Source organism: Methylophilus sp. DMC16 (assembly GCF_056314045.1).
Genome location: NZ_JBQUZC010000003.1, coordinates 62,507 through 84,730 on the forward strand (window position 1 = coordinate 62,507; position 22,224 = coordinate 84,730).

25 protein-coding genes are annotated in these 22,224 nt (G+C 51.7%); 15 read left to right on the forward strand and 10 right to left on the reverse strand.

What is annotated here, in order from left to right; translation table 11 throughout:
• Positions 1–26: 26 nt before the first annotated feature.
• Positions 27–1,307: a glutamate-1-semialdehyde 2,1-aminomutase gene (gene hemL / locus ACT53D_RS11730; RefSeq protein ID WP_338656179.1), complete on the reverse strand. Its 1,281-nt coding sequence runs from the start codon at positions 1,305–1,307 to the stop codon at positions 27–29.
• 106 nt (positions 1,308–1,413) lie between these two features.
• Positions 1,414–2,367 carry a S1 family peptidase gene (locus ACT53D_RS11735; RefSeq protein WP_379073362.1) on the reverse strand — a complete coding sequence of 318 codons (954 nt, stop codon included), beginning with the start codon at positions 2,365–2,367 and terminating at the stop codon, positions 1,414–1,416.
• A 182-nt stretch (positions 2,368–2,549) separates the two neighbouring features.
• Between ACT53D_RS11735 and ACT53D_RS11740 the strand changes: the two genes are divergently transcribed.
• Together ACT53D_RS11740 and gndA are read left to right on the forward strand one after the other, a co-directional pair.
• Positions 2,550–3,290 (forward strand): dienelactone hydrolase family protein, encoded by a 741-nt coding sequence (locus tag ACT53D_RS11740; protein WP_194749726.1) that lies wholly within the window; start codon positions 2,550–2,552, stop codon positions 3,288–3,290.
• A gap of 167 nt (positions 3,291–3,457) precedes the next feature.
• A complete protein-coding gene (gene gndA / locus ACT53D_RS11745; protein WP_194749725.1) occupies positions 3,458–4,972 on the forward strand; it encodes an NADP-dependent phosphogluconate dehydrogenase in 1,515 nt (504 codons plus the stop codon).
• A 288-nt stretch (positions 4,973–5,260) separates the two neighbouring features.
• On the opposite strand, the gene ACT53D_RS11750 is transcribed toward gndA, so the two are convergent.
• Positions 5,261–5,440, reverse strand: a complete 180-nt coding sequence (locus ACT53D_RS11750; protein WP_194749724.1) for a hypothetical protein — start codon at positions 5,438–5,440, stop codon at positions 5,261–5,263.
• A 336-nt stretch (positions 5,441–5,776) separates the two neighbouring features.
• Between ACT53D_RS11750 and thiS the strand changes: the two genes are divergently transcribed.
• The 6 genes from thiS (at position 5,777) to ubiA (ending at position 9,973) form a co-directional block, all read left to right on the forward strand.
• A complete protein-coding gene (thiS, locus tag ACT53D_RS11755) occupies positions 5,777–5,980 on the forward strand; it encodes a sulfur carrier protein ThiS (RefSeq protein ID WP_194749782.1) in 204 nt (67 codons plus the stop codon).
• A gap of 51 nt (positions 5,981–6,031) precedes the next feature.
• Complete coding sequence (locus ACT53D_RS11760; protein WP_313986372.1) at positions 6,032–6,814, forward strand: thiazole synthase; 783 nt, start codon at positions 6,032–6,034, stop codon at positions 6,812–6,814.
• 2 nt (positions 6,815–6,816) lie between these two features.
• A complete protein-coding gene (gene apaG / locus ACT53D_RS11765) occupies positions 6,817–7,200 on the forward strand; it encodes a Co2+/Mg2+ efflux protein ApaG (protein ID WP_275356445.1) in 384 nt (127 codons plus the stop codon).
• A 173-nt stretch (positions 7,201–7,373) separates the two neighbouring features.
• Positions 7,374–8,525: a murein transglycosylase A gene (gene mltA / locus ACT53D_RS11770; RefSeq protein WP_379073749.1), complete on the forward strand. Its 1,152-nt coding sequence runs from the start codon at positions 7,374–7,376 to the stop codon at positions 8,523–8,525.
• Positions 8,526–8,530: 5 nt separating this feature from the next.
• Complete coding sequence (locus tag ACT53D_RS11775; protein WP_476156360.1) at positions 8,531–9,085, forward strand: chorismate--pyruvate lyase family protein; 555 nt, start codon at positions 8,531–8,533, stop codon at positions 9,083–9,085.
• Between the two features lie 24 nt (positions 9,086–9,109).
• Positions 9,110–9,973, forward strand: a complete 864-nt coding sequence (gene ubiA, locus ACT53D_RS11780) for a 4-hydroxybenzoate octaprenyltransferase (protein ID WP_379073364.1) — start codon at positions 9,110–9,112, stop codon at positions 9,971–9,973.
• Here ubiA and ACT53D_RS11785 read toward each other — a convergent pair.
• A complete protein-coding gene (locus tag ACT53D_RS11785; RefSeq protein WP_476156362.1) occupies positions 9,965–11,524 on the reverse strand; it encodes a type IV pilus assembly protein FimV in 1,560 nt (519 codons plus the stop codon). The two genes, ubiA and ACT53D_RS11785, sit on opposite strands and share 9 nt — an antisense overlap.
• A gap of 362 nt (positions 11,525–11,886) precedes the next feature.
• Here ACT53D_RS11785 and rplM point away from each other — a divergent pair, with 362 nt between their 5' ends.
• From rplM to erpA, 6 genes are all read left to right on the forward strand, one after another.
• Positions 11,887–12,315 (forward strand): 50S ribosomal protein L13, encoded by a 429-nt coding sequence (rplM, locus tag ACT53D_RS11790; protein WP_194749720.1) that lies wholly within the window; start codon positions 11,887–11,889, stop codon positions 12,313–12,315.
• Between the two features lie 22 nt (positions 12,316–12,337).
• Positions 12,338–12,730, forward strand: a complete 393-nt coding sequence (rpsI, locus tag ACT53D_RS11795) for a 30S ribosomal protein S9 (protein WP_049639496.1) — start codon at positions 12,338–12,340, stop codon at positions 12,728–12,730.
• Between the two features lie 118 nt (positions 12,731–12,848).
• Positions 12,849–13,895, forward strand: a complete 1,047-nt coding sequence (gene argC, locus ACT53D_RS11800) for an N-acetyl-gamma-glutamyl-phosphate reductase (protein ID WP_476156363.1) — start codon at positions 12,849–12,851, stop codon at positions 13,893–13,895.
• Positions 13,895–14,257 carry a hypothetical protein gene (locus ACT53D_RS11805; RefSeq protein ID WP_194749718.1) on the forward strand — a complete coding sequence of 121 codons (363 nt, stop codon included), beginning with the start codon at positions 13,895–13,897 and terminating at the stop codon, positions 14,255–14,257. Before argC ends, ACT53D_RS11805 begins: the two co-directional genes overlap by 1 nt.
• A gap of 64 nt (positions 14,258–14,321) precedes the next feature.
• Positions 14,322–14,729 (forward strand): bactofilin family protein, encoded by a 408-nt coding sequence (locus tag ACT53D_RS11810; protein WP_194749717.1) that lies wholly within the window; start codon positions 14,322–14,324, stop codon positions 14,727–14,729.
• A gap of 66 nt (positions 14,730–14,795) precedes the next feature.
• Entirely contained in the window at positions 14,796–15,152 is a 357-nt protein-coding gene (gene erpA, locus ACT53D_RS11815; protein WP_194749778.1) for an iron-sulfur cluster insertion protein ErpA, read from the forward strand.
• A gap of 40 nt (positions 15,153–15,192) precedes the next feature.
• Here erpA and ACT53D_RS11820 read toward each other — a convergent pair whose 3' ends face one another.
• Genes ACT53D_RS11820 through ACT53D_RS11845 form a run of 6 tightly spaced genes read right to left on the reverse strand, consistent with a single transcriptional unit; the run spans position 15,193 to position 21,707 of the window.
• Complete coding sequence (locus ACT53D_RS11820) at positions 15,193–16,788, reverse strand: FAD-dependent oxidoreductase (RefSeq protein ID WP_476156364.1); 1,596 nt, start codon at positions 16,786–16,788, stop codon at positions 15,193–15,195.
• A gap of 3 nt (positions 16,789–16,791) precedes the next feature.
• Positions 16,792–18,360: a polyamine aminopropyltransferase gene (locus tag ACT53D_RS11825; RefSeq protein ID WP_313986238.1), complete on the reverse strand. Its 1,569-nt coding sequence runs from the start codon at positions 18,358–18,360 to the stop codon at positions 16,792–16,794.
• Positions 18,353–18,568, reverse strand: coding sequence for a DUF350 domain-containing protein (locus ACT53D_RS11830; RefSeq protein WP_049639492.1), 216 nt, complete (start codon positions 18,566–18,568; stop codon positions 18,353–18,355). Before ACT53D_RS11830 ends, ACT53D_RS11825 begins: the two co-directional genes overlap by 8 nt.
• Positions 18,569–18,583: 15 nt before the next feature.
• Complete coding sequence (locus tag ACT53D_RS11835; protein WP_156171694.1) at positions 18,584–18,727, reverse strand: hypothetical protein; 144 nt, start codon at positions 18,725–18,727, stop codon at positions 18,584–18,586.
• 13 nt (positions 18,728–18,740) lie between these two features.
• A complete protein-coding gene (locus tag ACT53D_RS11840) occupies positions 18,741–20,696 on the reverse strand; it encodes a DUF4178 domain-containing protein (protein WP_476156367.1) in 1,956 nt (651 codons plus the stop codon).
• Between the two features lie 12 nt (positions 20,697–20,708).
• Entirely contained in the window at positions 20,709–21,707 is a 999-nt protein-coding gene (locus tag ACT53D_RS11845; protein ID WP_476156369.1) for an SPFH domain-containing protein, read from the reverse strand.
• 125 nt (positions 21,708–21,832) lie between these two features.
• On the opposite strand from ACT53D_RS11845, the gene speD reads away from it, so the two are divergent.
• Positions 21,833–22,204, forward strand: coding sequence for an adenosylmethionine decarboxylase (gene speD, locus ACT53D_RS11850; RefSeq protein WP_476156371.1), 372 nt, complete (start codon positions 21,833–21,835; stop codon positions 22,202–22,204).
• The last annotated feature ends 20 nt before the right edge of the window (positions 22,205–22,224 follow it).

Sequence of the window (22,224 nt, forward strand, 5' to 3'; positions counted from 1 at the left end):
AGGTAATCGCCACGCAACCGCTTGGCTTACAGGCTGGCAAAGGCTTGTTCGGCCGCCTGTACGGTTTGGGCGATATCGGCATCGGTATGTGCCGCCGAGACAAAGCCCGCCTCAAATGCAGATGGCCCCAGATAAATGCCGCTGTTCAGCATGCTGTGGAAGAAGTGATTAAAGGCATTTTTATCTGCCTGCATCATGTCGGCGTAGCTGGTGGGGTTGCTGGCGCTAAAATAGAGGCCAAACATGCCGCCTACGCTTTGTGCGCTAAAGGTGACGCCCGCTTTGCGTGCTGCCTGCTTCATGCCGTCCATTAACTGCGCTGTTTTTGCCGTCAGTGCCTCATAAAAGCCGGGTGCCTGGATCAGTTTGAGGGTGGTCAGCCCGGCGGTCACTGCCACGGGATTGCCTGATAGGGTGCCGGCCTGGTAAACCGGCCCTAGTGGTGCCAGTACGCTCATGATGTCTTTGCGGCCACCAAAGGCGCCTACGGGCAGGCCGCCTCCAATGACTTTGCCCAGGGTCGTCATGTCCGGTCTAATGCCATATAGTGCCTGTGCACCGCCCAGTGCCACGCGGAAGCCGGTCATGACTTCATCAAAAATCAGCACCGTGCCATGCTGAGTGCACAGTTCACGCAAAGTGGTTAAGAACTCGCGGTGAGGCACAATCAGGTTCATATTGCCGACTACCGGCTCCAGAATCACGCAGGCAATCTCGTCCCCCATGCTGGCAAAGGTGTCTTTGAGCATTTGCGAGTTGTTGTAATCGAGCGTCAGGGTGTGCGCAGCGACTTCTGGCGGGACACCGGCGGAGCTGGGTTCGCCAAAGGTGAGCAAGCCGGAGCCAGCCTTCACGAGCAAGGCATCGGCATGGCCGTGGTAACAGCCTTCAAATTTGATGATTTTATTGCGCTTGGTAAAGCCACGGGCCACGCGAATGGCGCTCATGGTCGCTTCGGTCCCGCTGCTGACCAGGCGTACTTGTTCCATACTGGGCACAAGTTGATTAATTAATTCAGCCATTTCGAGCTCGAGGCCGGTTGGCGCGCCGAAACTCAGGCTGTTGGCGGCCGCTTGCTGCACGGCTGCAACAACTTCCGGGTGGGCATGTCCCAAAATCATGGGGCCCCAGGAGTTGATGTAGTCAATGTATTCCTTGCCATCCGCATCCCAGAGCTTGGAGCCGAGGCCCTTTTTGAAAAAGATGGGCGTGCCACCGACACTGCGAAACGCACGTACCGGCGAGTTGACGCCGCCTGGAATCAGTTGCTGGGATTTTTCAAACAGTTGCTGGTTGCGAGAGGTCATGACGGAGCAATCGGATAAACATTAAAAACGCTATTCTAGCAGAGCCTCTGGGGTTGATCATGCTTGCGCTTGGCCGGATGGCTTTTGGTCAGCGAGTGTGCCCAAGCTATTGAGTTTGGCTGGCGAGCTGTTGAAGGTGGCGCTCAGCCTCTGCCTGCAAGCTTGGCTGCGCGGATTGTTGAGCGAGCAAGGCCAGTCCTGACCAAGCCTCCAGATAGTTCGGCTCCAGCGTGGTGGCCTGTAAATAGGCTTGTTGGGCTGCGGCGAGGTGCCCTTGCCCATGTAGCGCACTGGCTAAATAAAAGTGTGCTTCTGCAGCCTCTGCTTGCTGGCTTAACCAAGTGCGCGCGATCTGCTCTACGGCCGGCCAGTCGCTGTTTTGGTAAGGAATCACCACTTGCATCCAGAATGGGCGCTCATTCAGCGGTAAGTCCCAAAAGGGAGTGGCGTCGGCCTGAATGCTGTTGCTGGCTTGTTTGCCAAGCAGCGTTTGTATCCACTCGACCGGCACACTATAAAAGTAGGCCTGTTTGCCGGGACTTTTAAACGTGCTTAAAGCAACCAGTTCGCCTGTCTGGTTAAAGGTCGGGCTGCCACTGGCGCCCATGATAAACGCGGCATCGGTGCGCACAATCAGGCTGTCATCATAGGGGTACAAGGCTTTCACATGGCCTGCGATGGTTTGTGGCTTGGGCGGTCCACCTGGAAAGCCGATGGAAAAGACGGCATCACCATAATGTAAGGCGGCGGTTGTGCCCAGCTTGACTGGCGGCAGTTCCAGATATTGAAATTTCAACAGGCAGATATCGTGTTTCCAGTCCGCGACCATGCCAACCGGGCTGACGCTATCACCGAATTTGGAAACGCTAACGCCGCTGCTGTTCGCCAGCACATGGCAATTGGTAGCCACTGTATCTGGCGCCACAACCACGCCGCTGCCGACGCCGTGACCGCCCGTTTGCGTCATGCTGTGCACTTTTACCACCGAGGCTTTCAGTCGGTAAACCAGCTCATGGTCGAGCTCGGCATGGGCCACCAAAGCGCTCGTGCTGAAGAGCATGAAGCAAACAAGATTGAATGAGGGGCGCATACAAACTCCCATGGTTGGTGATGAAGGCAAGCTACCTCGACTTTGTCAGCCGGAATTGCAAAAAATTCTGCTTGCCCTGGCACAATATCTGTGAAAAGCCATGCAAACAGCGCTAGAATAGCCGGTATTTTTTGATTGTTTAAGGATTTATCATGCTGATTACGAGCGAAATCGTTGATTTGGACACCCCGACCGGGGTGATGCGTACTTATGTTCATCGTCCAAAACACGATGGCAAAGTGCCTGCGGTTTTGTTTTACTCTGAAATTTTTCAGCAGACCGGTCCGATTGAGCGCGCAGCGCGCTTTTTAGCAGGGCATGGTTATGCCGTGCTGGTGCCTGAAGTGTTCCATGAGTTGAATCCGATTGGCACGGTATTGGGCTATGACGATGCTGGCCGTGACAAAGGCAATGCGGACAAAATGGCCAAAGATGTGCAGGCCTACGACACGGATAACCGCGCCATGATTGACTATCTGAACAAGCAAGCCTGGTATGACGGCAATTTGGGTGCGGCCGGTTTTTGTATCGGTGGTCACCTGGCTTTCCGTGCAGCTTTGCAGCCAGAAGTGAAAGCGACGGCCTGTTTCTATGCCACCGATTTGCACACCAACATTATCCCGAACCAGCCTGGTCAGCACAGCATGGACCGTGTCGGCGAAATCAAGGGCGAGTTGCTTATGATCTGGGGCAAGCAAGACCCTCATATCCCGGGAGATAAGCGTGCAGAGCTGTATAACCGCTTTGCCGCGGTGCCCGGACTGCATTACACCTGGCATGAATTTAATGGACAACATGCCTTCATGCGCGATGAAGGGGAACGTTACGATGCGCAGCTGGTCAACATTGGATATCAATTGACCTTGCAGATGTTCGGTAACGTACTCAAGTAACCGACTGGAACACTTGAGCGAAAGAAAACTAAGGTGCTGAAAATGTTATGCCAGTTGCGATTCTCAAAACAACTTGCATGGGATATTCAATACATACCCTAGTCCAAGCACAGGCCAAAAGCCTGTGCTTTTTTTTCAACTAAATTAACCATTGTTTAGAGAGAACTATGACTATAAAAAATGCGGATATTGGATTGGTAGGATTGGCAGTGATGGGCCAAAACCTGGCGCTTAACATTGCTGATCACGGCTATACCATTGCGGTCTATAACCGTGACCCGAAAAAAATGCTGAACTTCATCGAGGAGTGTAAAAAGAATGAGCCCTCACACGAACGTGTGGTGGGGCATGCTGATTTGGCCTCTTTTGTACTGAGCATCAAGCGTCCACGCAAAATTGTGTTGCTGGTGAAAGCCGGGAGCGCGACCGATGTGACCATTAACGCCCTGTTGCCTTTCCTGGAGCAAGGGGACATTATTATTGATGGCGGCAATGCGCTGTGGACGGACACCATCCGTCGCGAAAAAGAGCTTGCTGCCAAAGGCATTGAGTTCATTGGTTCCGGCGTGTCTGGTGGTGAAACCGGTGCCCGTTTTGGTCCATCGCTGATGCCTTCAGGTACACGCAAGGCCTGGGCTAGTCTGGAGCCCATCTGGCGCGATATTGCAGCCAAAGTGGATCCTGTGACCGGTGCCCCGTTAGAAGGTGGCGCACCTGGCAAACCAGTTCAGGGTGGGTTCTCTTGCGCGGAATATATCGGCCCGGACGGTGCAGGTCACTATGTAAAAATGGTGCACAACGGTATCGAGTACATCGATATGCAGTTGATTTGCGAAGCCTACTGGCTGATGAAAAATCTGCTGGGCATGCCGGCCGATGAAATCGGCAAGGTGTTTGCCGAGTGGAACAAAGGTGAGCTGTCCAGCTTCCTGATTGAAATTACGGCCGATATCCTGCAGCAAAAAGATCCGGCTGGCAAAGGCTTCCTGGTTGACCAGATTCTCGATACGGCAGGCCAAAAAGGCACCGGCCAGTGGACGGCGGCCAATGCGCTCGAGTTGGGGGCGCCCGCCAATGCGATTGCAGCTGCCGTCTATGCGCGTGCATTATCCAGCCTGAAAGAGGAGCGTGTTGAAGCCAGCAAGATCCTCAAAGGTCCAGTGATTGTGCAAGAGAAAGACAAAGTTGCAACCATTGAGGCGATCAAAAATGCCTTGTATTGCTCCAAAATCTGCGCCTACGCACAAGGCTTCCAGCTGATTGATAAGGCGCAAGTGGCTTACAACTGGAAACTCAACTTCGGTGAAATTGCCCAGATCTGGCGTGGCGGTTGTATCATCCGTGCGCGCTTCCTGCAAAAAATCACCGATGCTTATGCATTGAACTCACGCCTGAAAAACCTGATGCTGGATCCATACTTCACCAATGCGATGAACGAAGGTCAGGCAGGCTGGCGTAAAGTGATTGCGTTGGCCGTGACCAATGGCATTCCGGCACAAGGCTTCGCGGCGGCATTGGCTTACTATGATGGCTACAGAAGTGCTGACTTGCCAGCCAACCTGTTGCAAGGTCAGCGTGACTATTTTGGCGCACATACCTATGAGCGCAAAGATCAGCCACGTGGTCAGTTCTTCCACTTAGATTGGCCAGAAGCTGGTCGTCCACAGCTATCTGTTGAATAGTCTGCAGTTTCTTACGATAGCAGTGACCGCTCTTACAGGTAGTTGCTGCTTTTGAATCAACCGCTGAAAATAAAAAAAGATGGCGATAAAAGCCATCTTTTTTTATTTGTCTCATCTTTACTTGTACTTTAACGCAGGGACTTCTATATCGCAGTCGTTGCGCAATTTTTGGGTAAAGGGCGCCCGAAGTGAATTTTCACATATTTCCGGCTAACCCAAGATTGGATTCAAGCATCCAACCTGAAAATCAGTGACCCGTTGCGGGGTCGGTTTGAAACGCCCTGCGTATTAAACGCAGTCGCAACTCGATTCCAAAAAGCGATGAAGCTCGTTGATGGCTTTCAAGTGTTGCTGTTCTTCGGCAAACGCTTTAGCGTTGGGAGCAGCATTGTTGAGGCTGGGGGCGTAAATTTCATCAATCAAAAAATGTTGTGATGAAACGGCTTGGTAGGATTCTACGATTTGCATTTTTACTCTTCCTTTTGGGATTCTCAATATTCATTACACAAAACAACGAATTGTGTTCGCCGTGCTTGTGGCGCCAAAATTAACAAAAAGTTCATTCTGCAGCAATGCGGAATTTGCCGTAGTGACCAAACTTGTCAAATTCTTCAGGCATATTTGTATCGCTACAACATTAAAGCAAACATGGTGCCATGTTCACGCTTAAAATAACGCATACTCCTCCAAGTTGGATGACACGTGTTGAAGATGGCTTGAAAGCATGTGACGTAAAAACTGAAAGCCAAATCCGCTGATTTTTCGTAGAATATCGGCTTGTTTAATAAAACCTTTAAAAGCAGCATGCAAATTTTCGTCAATGGTAAAGCCATGCAACTTGCCGCAGAGGCCATGAGTGTGCAAGCGTTGGTCGAGCAGATGCAACTGACAGGCAAGCGCATTGCGATTGAGCGTAATGGCGATATTGTGCCACGTAGTCAGTTTGCCCACGTGCAGTTACACGCGGATGACAAGCTGGAAATCGTCGGTGCGGTCGGTGGCGGTTAAGCGCGATCTCATCAGCGTTATGCAGCTAAGAATGGAATAGAAAGTTTAATGATGAATGATGCTTTAGTGATTGCCGGTCAATCTTATCAATCCAGACTGTTGGTTGGCACCGGCAAATACCAGGACTTTACGCAGACACGCGCTGCGATAGACGCCAGTGGCGCTGAAATTATTACCGTGGCCATCCGCCGGACCAATATCGGTCAACATGCAAGCGAACCTTCTCTGCTGGAGTATTTGCCGCCGAACGAATTTACTTATCTGCCGAATACCGCGGGTTGTTACAGTGCTGAAGAAGCCGTGCGCACCTTGCGTCTGGCGCGTGAGTTGCTGGATGATCACCGCCTGGTCAAGCTGGAGGTATTGGGTGATCCGAATACCTTGTATCCGAATGTGACCGAAACCATTGCTGCGGCCAAAACGCTGGTCAAAGAAGGCTTTGAGGTCATGGTATATACCTCGGATGACCCGATCATCGCCAAGCAGCTGGAGGACATTGGCTGTGTGGCAGTGATGCCCTTGGCCTCGCTGATTGGTTCCGGCATGGGGATTTTAAATCCATGGAATCTGCAAATTATCATCGAAAATGCCAAGATCCCGGTCTTGGTGGATGCTGGCGTAGGCTGTGCGTCTGATGCGGCGATTGCGATGGAGTTAGGCTGTGCCGGCGTGTTGATGAATACTGCTATTGCGGCTGCGCGTGACCCGGTATTGATGGCAGGCGCCATGAAAAAAGCCATTGAGGCTGGCCGTGAGTCCTTTTTAGCCGGACGTATGGCGAAAAAGCTGTATTCTGCCAGCCCTAGTTCACCAACCACTGGCATGATAGGATAAATGTGACCGAACGCGCCCTCTATGCCTGTCAGGTATCTGTCGAGACAGAGTACTTGCCTGATCAGTCTTCGCCGGAAACGGGGCAGTACATCTATGCCTATACGATTACGATCCGCAATACCGGGCAAACGCCTGCGCAACTGATCAGTCGACACTGGGTGATTACCGATGCTATGCAACAGGTGCGGGAAGTCAAAGGGCTGGGGGTGGTCGGCGAGCAGCCCTTGCTGGCGCCCGATGCAGAATACCGCTATACCAGTAGCGTCATGTTCAGTACACCCAGTGGGGAAATGTATGGCACTTATCAGATGGTGGCCGTCGATGGGCACTGGTTTGAAGTCGATATCCCGACGTTCTGGTTGCATCAGGCAGCCGGGCTGCATTAAACCGCACGCGCAAACATTTGCCTCGTCTGCTGTCTGCTGCATGAGGCCGCAGACCCATCAATGGTCTTTAAATTGAAGTTACAAACGTGTTAACCATCAAAAACAGTTCTGTCATCCGTCTATGTCTTGTCCTCTCCAGTCTGCTGTGGCTGGCAGGATGTCAAACGGTGCCAATGCCGGACACCTCGGGCAGAACATCGCCAGCTCCGAGCAAGCCTGCGGTTGAACAGCCCGGTACGAGTGGCAGTGTCCCGCCTGTTACGCCATCACAAGCCTTTGCCTTGCTCCAGCCCGCGCAGTGGGCAGACCTGCCAGGTTTGGAAAAAGAAGACTGGGTCGCCAGCTGGAAGGCATGGCTACAAGGGTGTCAGGGGCTCAAAAACAAAGCGGACTGGAAAGCGGTTTGTGCTGCCGCGCTCTTGGTGCAGGCTGAGGATGTGTCTGCCATTCAGGCCTACTGGCAGCAATATTTTAATGTGTATGCGACGCGGCAGGCAGATGGCACCTCGCAGGGCTTGATCACCGGCTATTATCAGCCTGTGTTGCAAGGGGCTAGGCAAGCAAGTCCGCGTTACCGCGTCCCGCTTTATCAAGTGCCATCGGATTTGATTACCGTGAATTTGTCGGCATTGTTTCCCGAGCTCAAGTATAAACGCGTGCGTGGTCGCTTGCAGGGCCAAACGCTGATTCCCTATTACACACGGGCAGAAATTGAGCAGCCGCAATCGCCGTTGAATGGCAGTGAGTTAATCTGGGTCAGCGATCCGGTAGAAGCATTTTTTCTGCAGGTACAGGGGTCGGGCATCATTGCGCTTGAAAACGGCGAGCGTGTTCCCGTAGGTTACGCCGACCAGAATGGGCATCCTTATCAGTCTATTGGCAAGATCCTGGTGGGGCGCGGAGAAATGACCGCCAGCGAGGCTTCCATGCAGGGAATCAAGGCTTGGGCACAGCAGCATCCCGAGCAGTTACGCGGTTTGCTGGATGCGAATCCCAGCTATGTGTTTTTCAAGTTGCTGCCACCGGGGTTGTCCGGCCCATTAGGCGCATTAGGGGTGCCGCTCACAGCTGAACGTAGTGTTGCGGTCGATCCGTTTTACATTCCCCTGGGCGCCCCGGTCTATCTGGCGACCACTTACCCCAATGATGTGGCACCTTTGCAGCAATTGATGCACGCTCAGGATACGGGGGGGGCGATCAAGGGCGGCGTGCGTGCCGATGTGTACTGGGGAGAAGGCGATGCTGCGGGCAAGCTGGCGGGGGCCATGCGCCAACAAGGGAAATTATGGGTGTGGTTGCCCAAAACGTTCCCGTTGCCACATTGACCGAGATGCGGCAACTGAAGCAATCTTCTGGGCGGGCCTGGCAACGCGCGGTTGTTGGTCAAACCCCCTTCAGGTCCTGGTTGCAGGAAAGGGGTTCATTAACTGCCCGCCTGAAAAAACACTATCCGGCGTTTTCGGTTGAGCTGTTGGCGCAAGCCTGGCGCAAGCCGCATGTTGACGAACAGGCCATGTTGCGCCTGCATGCGATGTCCCGTGCATGGGTGCGAGAAGTCATGTTGCGCGGAAACGGCCAGCCGCGCGTGTTTGCGCATAGTGTCATCGCGCGTCAGGATTTGCGCGGACCATGGTGCCGCTTGCGTGCAATCGGGCGGGTGCCGCTCGGGGCAGCGCTGTTTGCCAATCCTAAAGTCACACGTGGGCCGTTGCAGTTCCGCAAATTGTACGCACAGCATCCCTTGCATCAGGCGGTATGCCGCTATCATCCGCAGTTGCAGCAACATCCCCTTTGGGCAAGACGCTCCTTGTTCCGTCTGCATCATCACCTTTTGCTGGTGACAGAAGTGTTTTTGCCTGCTTGTGTGGATCATCCCCATGATTAATTTTTTAATCGGAAAGCTTTTGTAATGCAGTCAACCATCAACTGGCATGCGTATTATCGCTTAACCCGTCTGGATAAGCCGGTCGGGATTTGGTTGCTACTCTGGCCCACATTGTGGGGGCTGTTGATTGCAGGCGCAGGGCACCCTGATCTATTGGTGGCAACCGTGTTTGTGTTGGGTACGATACTGATGCGCTCAGCCGGCTGCGCATTGAATGACATTGCCGACCGGCACTGGGATGGCGCGGTGGCGCGCACCCAACGTCGGCCGTTGGCGACCGGGGAGATTTCTGTCAAAGAGGCTTATGCCGTGGCAGTAGCGCTATCTTTGATAGCGTTTGTGCTGGTGTGTACGCTGGGCATGCAAGTGGTGCTGTGGTCCGTCCCAGCTTTGTTTCTGGCGGTTAGCTACCCGTACACCAAACGTTTTTTTGCCATTCCACAGGCCTATTTGGGCATTGCGTTCGGCTTTGGTATCCCGATGGCATTTGTTGCCTTACAGGGGGCTGTGCCGGCAACTGCCTGGTGGTTGTTGCTGGCGAATGTCTCCTGGTCAGTGGCCTATGATACGGCTTATGCCATGGTGGACCGTGAGGATGACCTTAAGATCGGCATCCGTTCATCCGCGATTACCTTTGGTCACCGTGAGGTATTCGCGATTATGCTGTGCCTGATTGCCACGCTGGCCATGATGGCCTGGGTCGCCATTCAGCTCAGGCTGGGCTGGCCATTCTGGCTGGGTTGGATGGCCGCTGCCTTGCAGTTATTCAGGCAATATGGGCTGATCCGGACGCGTCAGCGTGCGCAGTGTTTCAAGGCATTTTTGGAGAATATCTGGATAGGTGCGGCATTAACCGCAGGCATCGCGGGTGCCTATTGGTTAGGCTGATTTGCGTGCACCAGCGGGCTCACCCAGCTCAAAGGTGAAATCGGTCCAGTACTGGAAGGGCGCTTGTTCTGCAGGAGCGAGGATATAGATGTCTTCAGAGAGTTGCTGCAACTCGCGCAAGTTACCATTGATGGAGGTCTCTTCGTCCGGGGCTTTGGGCGCAGGGGGCATTGCAGGCAGGTTTTGTGTCTGGCAGGCAATTTCTTTCAATAGCATGAGGTCTTCAAAGACGCTACGCTCAAAACCCATACGCGGCACAAGACGGGTGTTGTAAACCAGATCGTCAATCAGCGCAATCACCTGCGGCGTGCCCCAGGCCTGCTGCAAGGCTTTCATCACGCGCGGGAAAGATTCGATGCCTTGTTGTTTGAGGTCTGGCGCGTGCTCTACATTCAAGTTGAAGTGCTTGCGGCACTCGCTGGCCATCATGTCAAACTCCTGGTGCTTGCCTTCTTTGGATAATAAATCCAGTAAATACAGCCACATCCAGGGGGAGCATTTCGGGTGTTTGGCCAGGTGTTGTTGCAAGTGCTCAATGGCCTGATTCACTCGACCATGTGTGAAGAGTCTGGAAGCATCTTGCATCACGGACTGCGTGCTTTTTTGTGAGCTGAGTTTTTGTGGAACCGCTTCGAGCCCGAGCACATCATCATTGGCGTGGATAGGAACCGACTTCAAGCGACTTCCGGTTCGTTGGGTATAGGGCGGTTGCGTTGCACCAGAGACTGGATGTGCAGGATTTGGTGAGCTGGTGAGTGGCGGCAAAGTGGTTGCGAATCGCTGGCTGGTTTGCGGCTGGGTCGCCGGACCGGTGGATTCTTCCGTGGCTGAGGCTGGTTGACGGCCTTTGGCGCGCTTGGGTACTGCCGCATGCCGCCTGAGCCAGTCGGCAAAGAAAAAGCCGCTGGCGATCAAGGCCAGGCCTAGCGTCATCACCAGTGTGCGTAGCAGGTGGTTTTCATTCTGCACATGGACCAATTGCGATTTCAGAGAGGCGAGTAAATTCGTTTGCGCCAGTGAACTGGCATAAAGGGCATCGGATTTGCTTTGCAAGGTGTTAAATGCCTGCTGCAATTCATTGATTTGTCCCTGTAACTTGTCGTAGGCCTCCAGCGGGATGCCCTCCTGTATCGGTTGAGAGGGTGCCTGTGGGGTCGAGGTGGGCGCCTCTGCAGTAATTGGCTGGGTCGCTGTTTGCTGAGGCGCCTCTACTTCAAACGACACTTTCATGTCCGGGTGCAGGGTAAAGGTCTGCGCGGTGCGTTGGCATGTATCTGTTAGGGTGACTTTTACCGGGCTGCTCATTGCGCGGTCGGACCATAGCATGAGCATGCCTTGATCCGCGCTCAGTGTGGTGTATTCCAGATGCACAAAATCAGCCACAGATTGCTGCAGTTGAAAACAGCTGATGTCCGTACTGGATGTGGCATGCGTGATCGGCACTTGTGCCAGCAGGGGTTGGCCAGTTTCAGACTCAAAGCGGAATGCGGATAAATCCGCGGCCTGCACGAGTGAGGTTGGCGCTAACAAAAGCAACAATGGCAACGCCATGCAGCGCAATGCTGTTGTGATCGTGGACCTTCGCGTCTGTGAATGGCCTGAGCGCATGAAAATATTATTTTTTAATCTCTGCGGTTGAAATGATTCAGTGCATCAAGTCGAAACTTGAGCTAATATAGCATCTGTTTGCAATTATTCCTGATAAAACAAAGATCTTTTGCTTAAAAAGCATACTTTACTTCAACTTATTTGCAAAATTGATGGTAAACAGCCCCAAATCTGCAGCCTGATAAAATCATCAAGGCTCGCGGCATTGGTCAGGGATTATTTTAGAATAATCCGTTGACAAGCTTTCTCAAGCTAGCATATAATCCGCCCTCTTAATTTATACGCTATAACTCGGTAGTTATAAAATGAAAACTTTTTCAGCAAAATCGCATGAAGTACAACGTGACTGGTTCGTGATTGACGCCACTGACTTGGTATTGGGTCGTCTGGCCAGCGCAATCGCTCATCGTCTGCGTGGTAAGCATAAAGCTATTTACACACCGCACGTGGATACAGGCGACTACATCATCGTAGTCAATGCGGACAAAATTAAAGTAACCGGTAACAAGGCTGGTGACAAGCTGTACCACCGTCACTCTGGTTATCCAGGCGGTATTACAACCACTTCATTCTCCAAAATGCAAGACCGTTTCCCAGGCCGTGCATTGGAAAAAGCAGTGAAAGGCATGTTGCCAAAAGGTCCTTTGGGCTATGCCATGATCAAAAAAATGAAAGTGTATGCGGGTGACAAGCACGAGCATACTGCGCAACAACCGCAACCATTAACCATCTAATTCAAGACGATTAGGATAAAACATGATCGGTAAATACAACTACGGCACAGGCCGCCGCAAAAGTTCAGTGGCACGTGTGTTCATCAAGTCCGGTAGCGGCAATATCGTTGTAAACGACAAGCCAGCTGACGTGTACTTCTCACGCGAGACTTCTCGCATGATTTTGCGTCAACCTCTGGAATTGACCAACAACACTGCGAGCTTTGACATTCTGGTCAATGTGCATGGTGGTGGTGAATCCGGTCAAGCTGGTGCAGTTCGTCACGGCATTACCCGTGCATTGATTGACTACGATGCTGCGCTGAAGAGCGCATTGTCCCACGCTGGTTTCGTAACACGTGATGCACGTGAAGTTGAACGTAAGAAAGTCGGTCTGCGTAAAGCACGTCGTCGGAAACAGTTCTCCAAACGTTAATTTTTCAACGTTTGTTACAAACCTGTTGTGCAAAAAGGTCGCATTGGCGGCCTTTTTCATTTATATTAATTAACTTTTTACGCAGTGTGCGTTTTAACTCCTCAACTGGGTAAGGCAGATGGAAAAGATTAAGGTAGGCATCGTTGGCGGCACAGGGTATACCGGTGTAGAGTTATTGCGCTTGCTGGCGCGTCATCCCAATGTGCAATTGCAGGTCATTACTTCACGGGGTGAAGCGGGCCTGCCTGTGGCAGAGATGTTTCCCAGTTTGCGTGGTGTCGTTGAACTTGCCTTTAGTGACCCAGCGACCGTTGATCTGACCCAATGTGATGTGGTGTTCTTCGCCACGCCCCATGGTGTGGCCATGGCGCAAGCGCCTGCGCTGGTAGCTGCTGGCGTGAAGGTGATTGATCTGGCAGCAGATTTCCGGTTGCAGGATGCCGCTGTCTTTGAAAAATGGTACAAACTCCCCCATAGCTGTACCGACATTTTGCAAGGTGCCGTCTACGGCTTGCCAGAGCTATATGGCGAAGAGGTGCAGCAGGCGCAAGTGATTGGTAATCCAGGGTGTTACCCCACCACCGTGTTGCTGGGGTTGGCTCCCTTACTTGAGCAAGGCTGGATTGATTTCTCTGTGCCGATTATCGCGGATGCGAAGTCGGGTGTCTCCGGCGCCGGCAGAAAAGCCGAAGTGTCTACGCTGTTCTCTGAAGCGAGTGATAACCTCAGAGCCTATGGTGTGGCCGGGCACAGGCATCATCCCGAGATTCTGGCACAACTCAAAAAACTGTCTGGCAATGAAGCTGTCCAGCTTATCTTTGTGCCGCATTTGATCCCGATGATACGCGGCATGCTCAGTACGCTCCATGTCAAACTCAATAGGCAAGCGCCGCGGGCATCCATCCAGCAGGTGTATGAGCAACGCTACCAGGGGTCGACTTTTGTCGATGTGATGCCGGCCGGTGCGCTTCCCGAGACACGCTCGGTCCGTGGATCGAATGTTTTAAGGATGGCGGTATACCCACAGGCAGATGATTATGTCACAATCATTGTCGTGCAGGACAACCTGGTTAAAGGCGCCTCTGGTCAAGCGGTGCAGAACATGAATCTGATGTTCAATCTGGCCCCTGAGACTGGTTTGCAAGTGTTGCCATTGTTGCCATAATGATCAGGCCTATCCGCAGAAGACTCAGGAATCACTTTGGCCTGACTGCCAAACAGGTGGCCGTGCGCTCACACCGTCCCTGGTACTTTCAGGGGATATTGGCGGTTTCCTATGTGGTGATTGGGTTTGCATTGGCCTACTGGGTGTTGCATGATGATGATAGTGAAAATATTCGGCATCGCCTGCGCCAGGTCACGACGGAAAATATAGAGTTGCAGAAGAAACTGATCGCTTCCCAGCGTGAGTTACAGGTGGAATTGGCAACGAGCAACAACCTGGCCAAAACACTGACTGCGCAGCAGGACGAAAATATCAAGCTCAAAGAGGAGCTGGTTTTTTACAAGAACATGACCAAGCATTGAGTCTATGCCATCAGCGCTGACGCAATCAGGATTGCCATTTAAGTATATCGGAACAGGAAGTCGCATGTTTTTCAAGAAAAGTGTTCAAATTGACAGTCACATTGATACCCTGATCGGGCATGAAACGCAGTTAAATGGCAATATGCAGTTTGCAGGTGGCTTAAGAGTAGATGGCTTGATTGTTGGTAATGTCATTGAAAAGCAAACCCATCCCAGTACACTGATTATCAGTGAAAACGGAGCCGTGACTGGCAGTGTCGAGGCCTCCAAAATTGTACTGAACGGCATGATACGCGGGCCGGTGCGGTCTTCCGTCTTTATCGAGTTGCAAAGCAAGGCGCGTATTATCGGCGACCTGTATTACAAATCGCTCGAAATGCACACCGGTGCCGTGATTGAAGGAAAACTGATTTATCTGGGTGAGCAGGCCGAAGCGAGCCCAACAGAAACATCAACGACAGAAGACAGTTAAACGCAGCCACTTGAAATCCGGCGGATTACCGCCATATACTGAATACGAATTTTACAGGAGTCTATGATGACCACAGAAGCCACCCTTGAAATGCCTAGTCCTTTGGTATTTACCGATAATGCTGCCAAAAAGGTCAAAGAGCTAATTGATGAAGAAGGTACGCCAGAGCTGAAATTGCGTGTGTTTGTGAGCGGTGGTGGTTGTTCCGGCTTTCAGTATGGCTTCACCTTTGAAGAAGAAGTGAACGACGACGATACCCAGGTGGACAAGGACGGCGTGACCTTGTTGATTGACCCGATGAGCCTGCAGTATCTCATGGGCGCAGAAATCGACTATACCGATAGCCTGCAAGGCTCGCAATTTGTCATTCGTAATCCGAATGCGACCACCACTTGTGGATGCGGTAGCTCGTTCTCGGTTTAACTCACTGCTGCGCCTAAAAGCCGGGTTAACCCCGGCTTTTTCATTTTGCACGACGATGTAAACAATGGCTTGCTGCACGTACACCTTGTGCAAAGGCCTCTTCAAAAATTGAAATGCCAGCTGCATCGGTGTGTGCAATATGCAATCTATCGTGCTGTTGGTTTAGCCGCAGGCGATGATGATCTGTTAAAAAACCAGGTTTGGGGAATGTCATCGCATGGCCCCACCGCCAGATGTCCATGCGTGTGATGGCCTCTTCAAGCATGGGATGGGCCGTGTGTAGCTCTTGCATAATGCTTTGCTGCAGACTTTGCCAGGATTTCGAGTACAGTTCTCTGCGTGCACGGACTGAATCAGCCTGAGCCAGTGCGTGGTAGTAGGTAATCACTGATTCGCTGGGTTGTTGTAGCGTTTGGTGGTTGGCAACCACATAACCCAATCCGGGGCGGTCATAAATGACATTATCCCAGGCGACGGGGAGATTACCCTGCAGGGTAGACGCATGAGAAAGGCTAATATTGGCGACCAACCACGGAGCATGCGAAATATTACGTGCGGATTGTGTCAGATCAGTGTGTTGGCGTAACACAAAAGGCAGAACATGGGCGGGTGAGGCATAAATGACATGGTCGGCTTGCCAGCGGGTAGTCTGTCGGCTGTTTAGATCTAGAGCGTCCACTGTGATGCCGTGTTTTTCTTGACTGATGGCATGTACCAGTTGCCGTGATTGGATTTGGGTCAAAGATTTGCTTGCCAGTTGCTCAGCCAACCAAGCGTTGCCTTGTGGCCAGGTCAGTACTTGATCCAATTCAGCGTTTGCGGCTTCGCCGCGGCGTGCAGCAAAATAATGGATACCGGCCCAAGCCGAAATCTGGCTGGCCGGCATGCCGTAATCATCTCTACAAGCGTAATTGACGTACCAGTGAAGCGCTTGCCCTTGCCAGCCTTGCTGGTAGAGGTAATCTGTCATGCTTAACCGGTCCAGCGCCAACCATTGCGGATCCTGTGATGATTCTATCAGAGGAATGCTGAAAGCCGGTTTGCCATCCTTTCCCCGTGCCAGACGAAATGTGTGCATCTGTTGTTCAAACGCTTCTATTTCGGCCAGTTCGTTTTTGCTCAAGCCATGGTGTGGACGCAGACCCTCTTGCCATTGGCCATGGATAAACAGCCGCTCTTGCGGTGCAAAACACAAATAACGCTCGTGATAAATCGGTTTTTGTGTGTGATGCCCGCTGACAATTGCCCCTGTTTCAGCCAAGAACTGCTTGAGCATATGGTTTTCATGGTTGGGGATGGGCAAATAGTGCGCTCCCCAGGGGTAGGCGCTGATGCGGTTATGCCCACTACGCGCATTGCCACCTGTATTCTCCTCCAGTTCTAGCAAGACAAAATCGTGCATGCCCTGACTCTGCAGGTACCAAGCGGCGCTCAACCCGCTGATCCCGCCACCAACGATGACTACCCGGTTACGACGTGTCTGGGAGTAGGGTGGAAACTCGCCTTTGGTCAGTGCATGTCCGGCCACATGGTCTGGGCCTAATAGCTGCCCGCCAAACGCTTGATTTTTCCTTGACTGGCATTGCATGAGCAATGGGCTGGCAGCCAGGCTGAGCAAAAATGTCCGTCTATCCATGGCTTAGGGGCCCTGATGATTCCATTCGCGCTCGTAGTAATGCACGAGGTGCTGGTTGTTCAAGCGGTTGATCTCGGCAGGAACGACTTGCATATCAGGTGGAAAGTAAAATAAGCTGGGCAGCGTCTGGGCTTGAATAAACTTCAAGCCACTGATTTCAATCCGGGCGGGTGGCTGATAGGACTGGTGACTAGCAATCACATAACCCCACTCGCCAAATGACGGGACTAGCGTGTGGTAAGGCGTGGTATGCAATCCGGCACTCGCAATGGTGTTAACGATGCACCAGAACGACTGTCTGGCATAGAGGGGTGAGGTCGATTGAATCACTGCCAGCCCGTGTTGCGAAAGATGGGCGGCAATCAGCTGGTAAAAGCTGGTCGTGTAGAGTTTGCCCAGCGCAAAATTGGTCGGGTCAGGAAAGTCGACGACGATGAAATCATAAAAACCGGATTGCTGGTCCAACCAGACAAATGCATCTGCCGTAATGACCTTAACCTTGGGTGAGTCAAAAGCATGCGCGTTGAGTTGGCTTAATCGCAGGTTATGTTTAAAGGTGTCTGTCATTTCCCGGTCAAGATCGACCAGCGTCACCTGCTCGATGGAGGGGTATTTCAAAATCTCGCGCAAGGCGAGCCCATCTCCACCACCTAGTACCAGCACGTTGCGAGGATGCAAGACGGCACTTAAAGCCGGGTGTATGAGCGCTTCATGGTAACGGTATTCATCCCGGGAGGAAAATTGTAAATTACCGTTTAAAAACAACCGTGTGTCATCACGCCATTGCGTCAGCACCATGCGCTGATAGCGTGTCGATTTTGAAAATACAATGCGGTCTTCAAACAGCATTTCTTCGCTGTAGCGGGTCAGGTGCTCAGCAAAGATCAGGCCAGCGACCAGTGCTGTGCTGGACAGGGCTGCAACGATCAACAATTGACGACGTTGTCGCAATTGCACGCCAAATAACTGGATGGCCCAGACCGCAACGGCAACATTGAGGAGTCCGAACACCAGGCTTGTACGCATTAATCCCAGATGGGGAACCAGAAACAATGGAAAAGCCAGTGAGACTGCCAATGCCCCCAGATAATCGAATGTCAGTACTCTGGAAACCAGTTCTTTCAGGGTCAGTGACGCTTCCAGAATGCGCATGACCAGCGGGATCTCCAACCCTACCAGCAGGCCAATCACAAATACCAGTATGTATAAAATAGCATGAAAGGCGAGGCCACCGTTGTAGCCAATCTGGGCAAAGGCTAGAAACAAAATGACTGCGGAAAACCCACCTGTCAGTCCGACCAGCAACTCCAGCTCTATAAATCGTTTGACCAGATGTTGATGAATATATTTGGACGCCCATGAACCTGCGCCCATCGCAAAGAGATAGACGCCGATGACCGTGGAAAACTGCGTGACCGAGTCGCCAAGCAGATAACTGGAAACGGTGCCAGCGACTAATTCATATACCAGTCCGCATGACGCGATAATAAACACAGATGCAAACAGCGCTTGCCGTAGCACCTTGTCATGCACGCTCAGTTGATTGGTTGTTGAAGTGCCCGTATCAGCCATGAATGGCGGCGGCAATAATCATGGCGATGCCTATACACATGGCCGCTACAATGATTGCCAGTGCCAGATTATTTTTTTCTACCACTTCCCGCCACAGTTGGTAAGGCGTGATTTTGTCGATGATGACAAAACACAGCCAGAAAATCACTACACCTAGTAATGAAAAAATGACCGAATTTTGCAGATTAGTCAGTAACAGTGTATCCATAATGCTTCCTTTTGTTTACTTATGGTTGGCTTCATGCGAACCGCCGCGGGTGACATGCATGGCATCATCTCTTTGCCAAAAAGGTTCACCGTCATATTGCAGTTTGCAAAAGTAGGCGATTGCCATCATCGCCGTCAATTGATAAATTCTGAGCCACATGGGATGTATCCTGTCAGGTATTATTCATGGGGTGATCGCTTTCAGCCCAGCGTTGCTGCTCAAAATGGTGCCTGAAATGGTAAAAGAGCGCTGGGCCAATGAGCAAGAAAATCAGCACAAACCAGAAATTCTGCCAGAGCGGGACATTGGCAATCACACGCAGGTATTGGGTTTTTCTGGCATTGACGCTGCCATAGCTACGCTCACTTTCTGCTTCAACCTGTAATTGGTAACGTCCTGGTGGAACCGCGCTAAAAACCACGTCTGTATGGCTATCGTTCTCGCGCCAGTATTCGCCCCCATCGTAGCCAGAATAATCGCTGATTTCGCGACTACTGCTGTAAGTCAGCCCGTTTTGCAGATTGACCAGGCTGATACTGGAGAACAACCAGCTATTGTCCAGATTGCCATCAATATCAATCACCACATTGCCATGGTTTGAATGGATCTCAAATGGCTCACTTTCCAGGTTTGCGCTCTCTGGATTAAGCGTACGATAGTTTGACCAGTCGCTGCTGTCTACAGCGCTGACTTCCATGACCTTGCTAAATACGACTTCCTGACGGGATTCAAATACAAACCAGCATTGCAGTACGATGACTAGGACAACAAAGAGTAGCGTGTTTTTTAACCAGGCATCGACCGATGGTTCATACGGACAAGGTTGATTGGCAAACACGCCCTTTGGCGGCGTAAGCAGCAGTTTGCCCTCAAAGGCGTCATTGACTTGTTCTGGCTGCAGGTATTCCCCTTGGCTCCAGTTGATTTCTTTACCTTGCAACTCTTTACTGAGTAAATAAGGTGGCGCAATGTAATCTTCCAGAGAGGCGCTGTCTTCTACCTTTATCCGCCAGTAAAACTCACCCGCCACCCGGTCAATTTTTGCCTTGTAGTTGGCAAAGTGGCGGTAAGTCTTGCCTTCCAGCATGGCGATGGTGTCCCCTGTGTAGCCTTTACTGATAGACGGGGCCTTGAGGATGGGTTTAAGCAGGTTCCAATGGCCTTGACTACAGACCAGCCAGCGAAAACCATAGCCGGGATGGTGGAGTAGATACTCTTCCCAGTAGTGTAACAAGCCTGAGGCTCTGGTAGAGCGGCGCAGGTAGCCTATCACTGTAAACGTTGCGCGTTCAAAGCGGCCAATGCTCCCAAGTGGAATCGGTAATCGGTTTAATTGTTGCAGCTTGTTGGATTGTTTGAGCAGGATTGCCAGTTTGTCATTGCGGGAATCCAGGACCGTGGCGCAATGGGGGCAGGTGATGGTCAGTGCTTGTTGTAGCCGGAAGTTCAGGTTTCCGCCGCAGGCCGGGCATTGCAGCTGACGGCTGGAAATCTGAATCGCGCTTTGTTCAAGGTCCCGCAGGTTTTGCAGGTGAAGCGCGGTTAACTCAACTGCCTGTCCCAAATAAAGCGTGGGCTTCGCACCATCAAACTCAAGAGAGGCATAGGTTTGTGCAACAGCCAGTTCGACAAAGTGCAAGGTATGGCCTACTGGTACTGCAGCTGATAGCTCGCCCTGTCCGGCAATACATTTGGCAGTTTCAACACGAATGACGGACATGCGCTGGCCGTTGACCGGTACGCTTAAATCCGGAACGAAGCGCTCAAGGGGAAGATCAGGAAGTCCCTCATTGACCTGAAAACTCAGGGAGTAATTGCCTGAAGCCTCAGAGAGCCAGCCGGTCTTGCCATGATCAAATAGCAAATGCCAGCTGTTCCAAAGGCCACTTTCATGTTGAAACTGCAGGCGGCCAATCACGGTAAAGCCATCGCCCAGATAGATACCACTACTGCCAATTTGTAACAAGCTGCGATCTGGCAGCAGTTCGGCCATTTTGCCCAGATTTTCAAGATTAATATCGTTGCGTAGCAACGTGCTCTGGCAATACTCACAGACCATCAACAGCGTCGTGCTGGCACGAAAGTGGACTTTGGCGCCGCAAGCCGGGCACTGACTATACCGTATCACAGCAACAACGCTTTATTTAATTTGACCCAGCAGCTCAGCCTTTTTGGCGTCAAACTCAGCTTGAGTCAACACCCCCTTGCTGACCAAGGTATGCAGCTTCTCTAGTGTGGTAATAATCTCGTCCTGTGTGGCGGTTGGCGTGGCCGCGTTAGCCGGTTGTGCCATCGCCTGGGCCATATTTTGTGCCATCACCAGCCCTGCGCCCATGCCCGCGCCTACCCCTGCCATGCCACCTTCATTTTGCGCGGCTAACGGAATCGCATCAGCGACTTGGTATTGGGTATACCGATTCAAATCGCCCACCATATTCATACTGATACGTTTATCCAGCACAGCCTGAAGCTCTTCCGGAAGCGAGATGTTTTCCACTGCAAGATTGTCCAGAGTCAGACCGTAACGCGCAAATACAGGCGTCATTTGGGCATGCAAGGCTTGCGCCAGCTGGCCCTGGTTGGCGGCCATATCAATAAAAGGGACTTTACTACTGGCAAACAGTTGTGTGAGTTCAGCGATCATCACATTACGTAGTTGACCATCCAGCTCTTCGACGGTGTAGACCCCTTGCGTGCCACACACCTCTTTATAAAACAAAGCTGTATCGCTCAGGCGGTAGCTGTAGATGCCAAAAGCCCGCAATCTGACCATGCCAAACTCTGGATCACGCAGGGTAATCGGATTGGGGGTGCCCCATTTGCGGTCAAGTTGCAAACGATGGCTAAAGAAAATCACATCTGACTTGAATGGGGACTCGAATAGCTTGTCCCAATGCTGCAAATTGGTCAGTAGCGGCAAGTTTTTGGTGTTGAGGGTATGCAAACCAGGACCAAAGCTGTCGGCAATTTGACCTTCGTTCACAAACAATACGCTTTGCGAGTCCCTTACGGTTAACTGGGCGCCGTACTGAATCTCCATATCCATCATGGGGTAACGATAAGCGAGTACACCATGACCCTCTTCCGTCCACTGGATGACATCAACAAATTGTTTTTTTACAAAGTCAAAAATACCCACTCTGGCTCCCTGTTTGTTTTTATTTGACTGGACATGGTTAACGCAAAATTACTATACAATGCGAATCGACCAATTATTGTAAATATACTTCAAAATAGTGATCGTTGTATTGCTTCAGTTCGTTTATGAAAAGATTCGCGCATAGTGGATTACACTTGATGGCCAATTTACATGAGGTGGATCCAGGGTTGACCTTGATGACCCGTGTAGACGACTGTCAGCACTTTTGCCGAAAAGTGGTCAGTGATGCAGGATTGACTATTGTAGGCGAGAGCTTCTATGGCTTTGGTCAGGGGCAGGGTGTGACTGGTGCGCTGGTCCTTGCGGAGTCCCACTTGACGATACACACGTGGCCGGAGTCGCGTTATGTGACTTTGGATGTGTTTGTCTGCAACTATCAAGAGGACAATTCAGACAAGGCGAGCCGCGTGTTTGAGGCAGTGATCGCTGCATTCTCTCCGGGGCATGTAGATCGGTTCGAGCTGCAACGAGCATAATCCTAAAATAAAAACGCCGG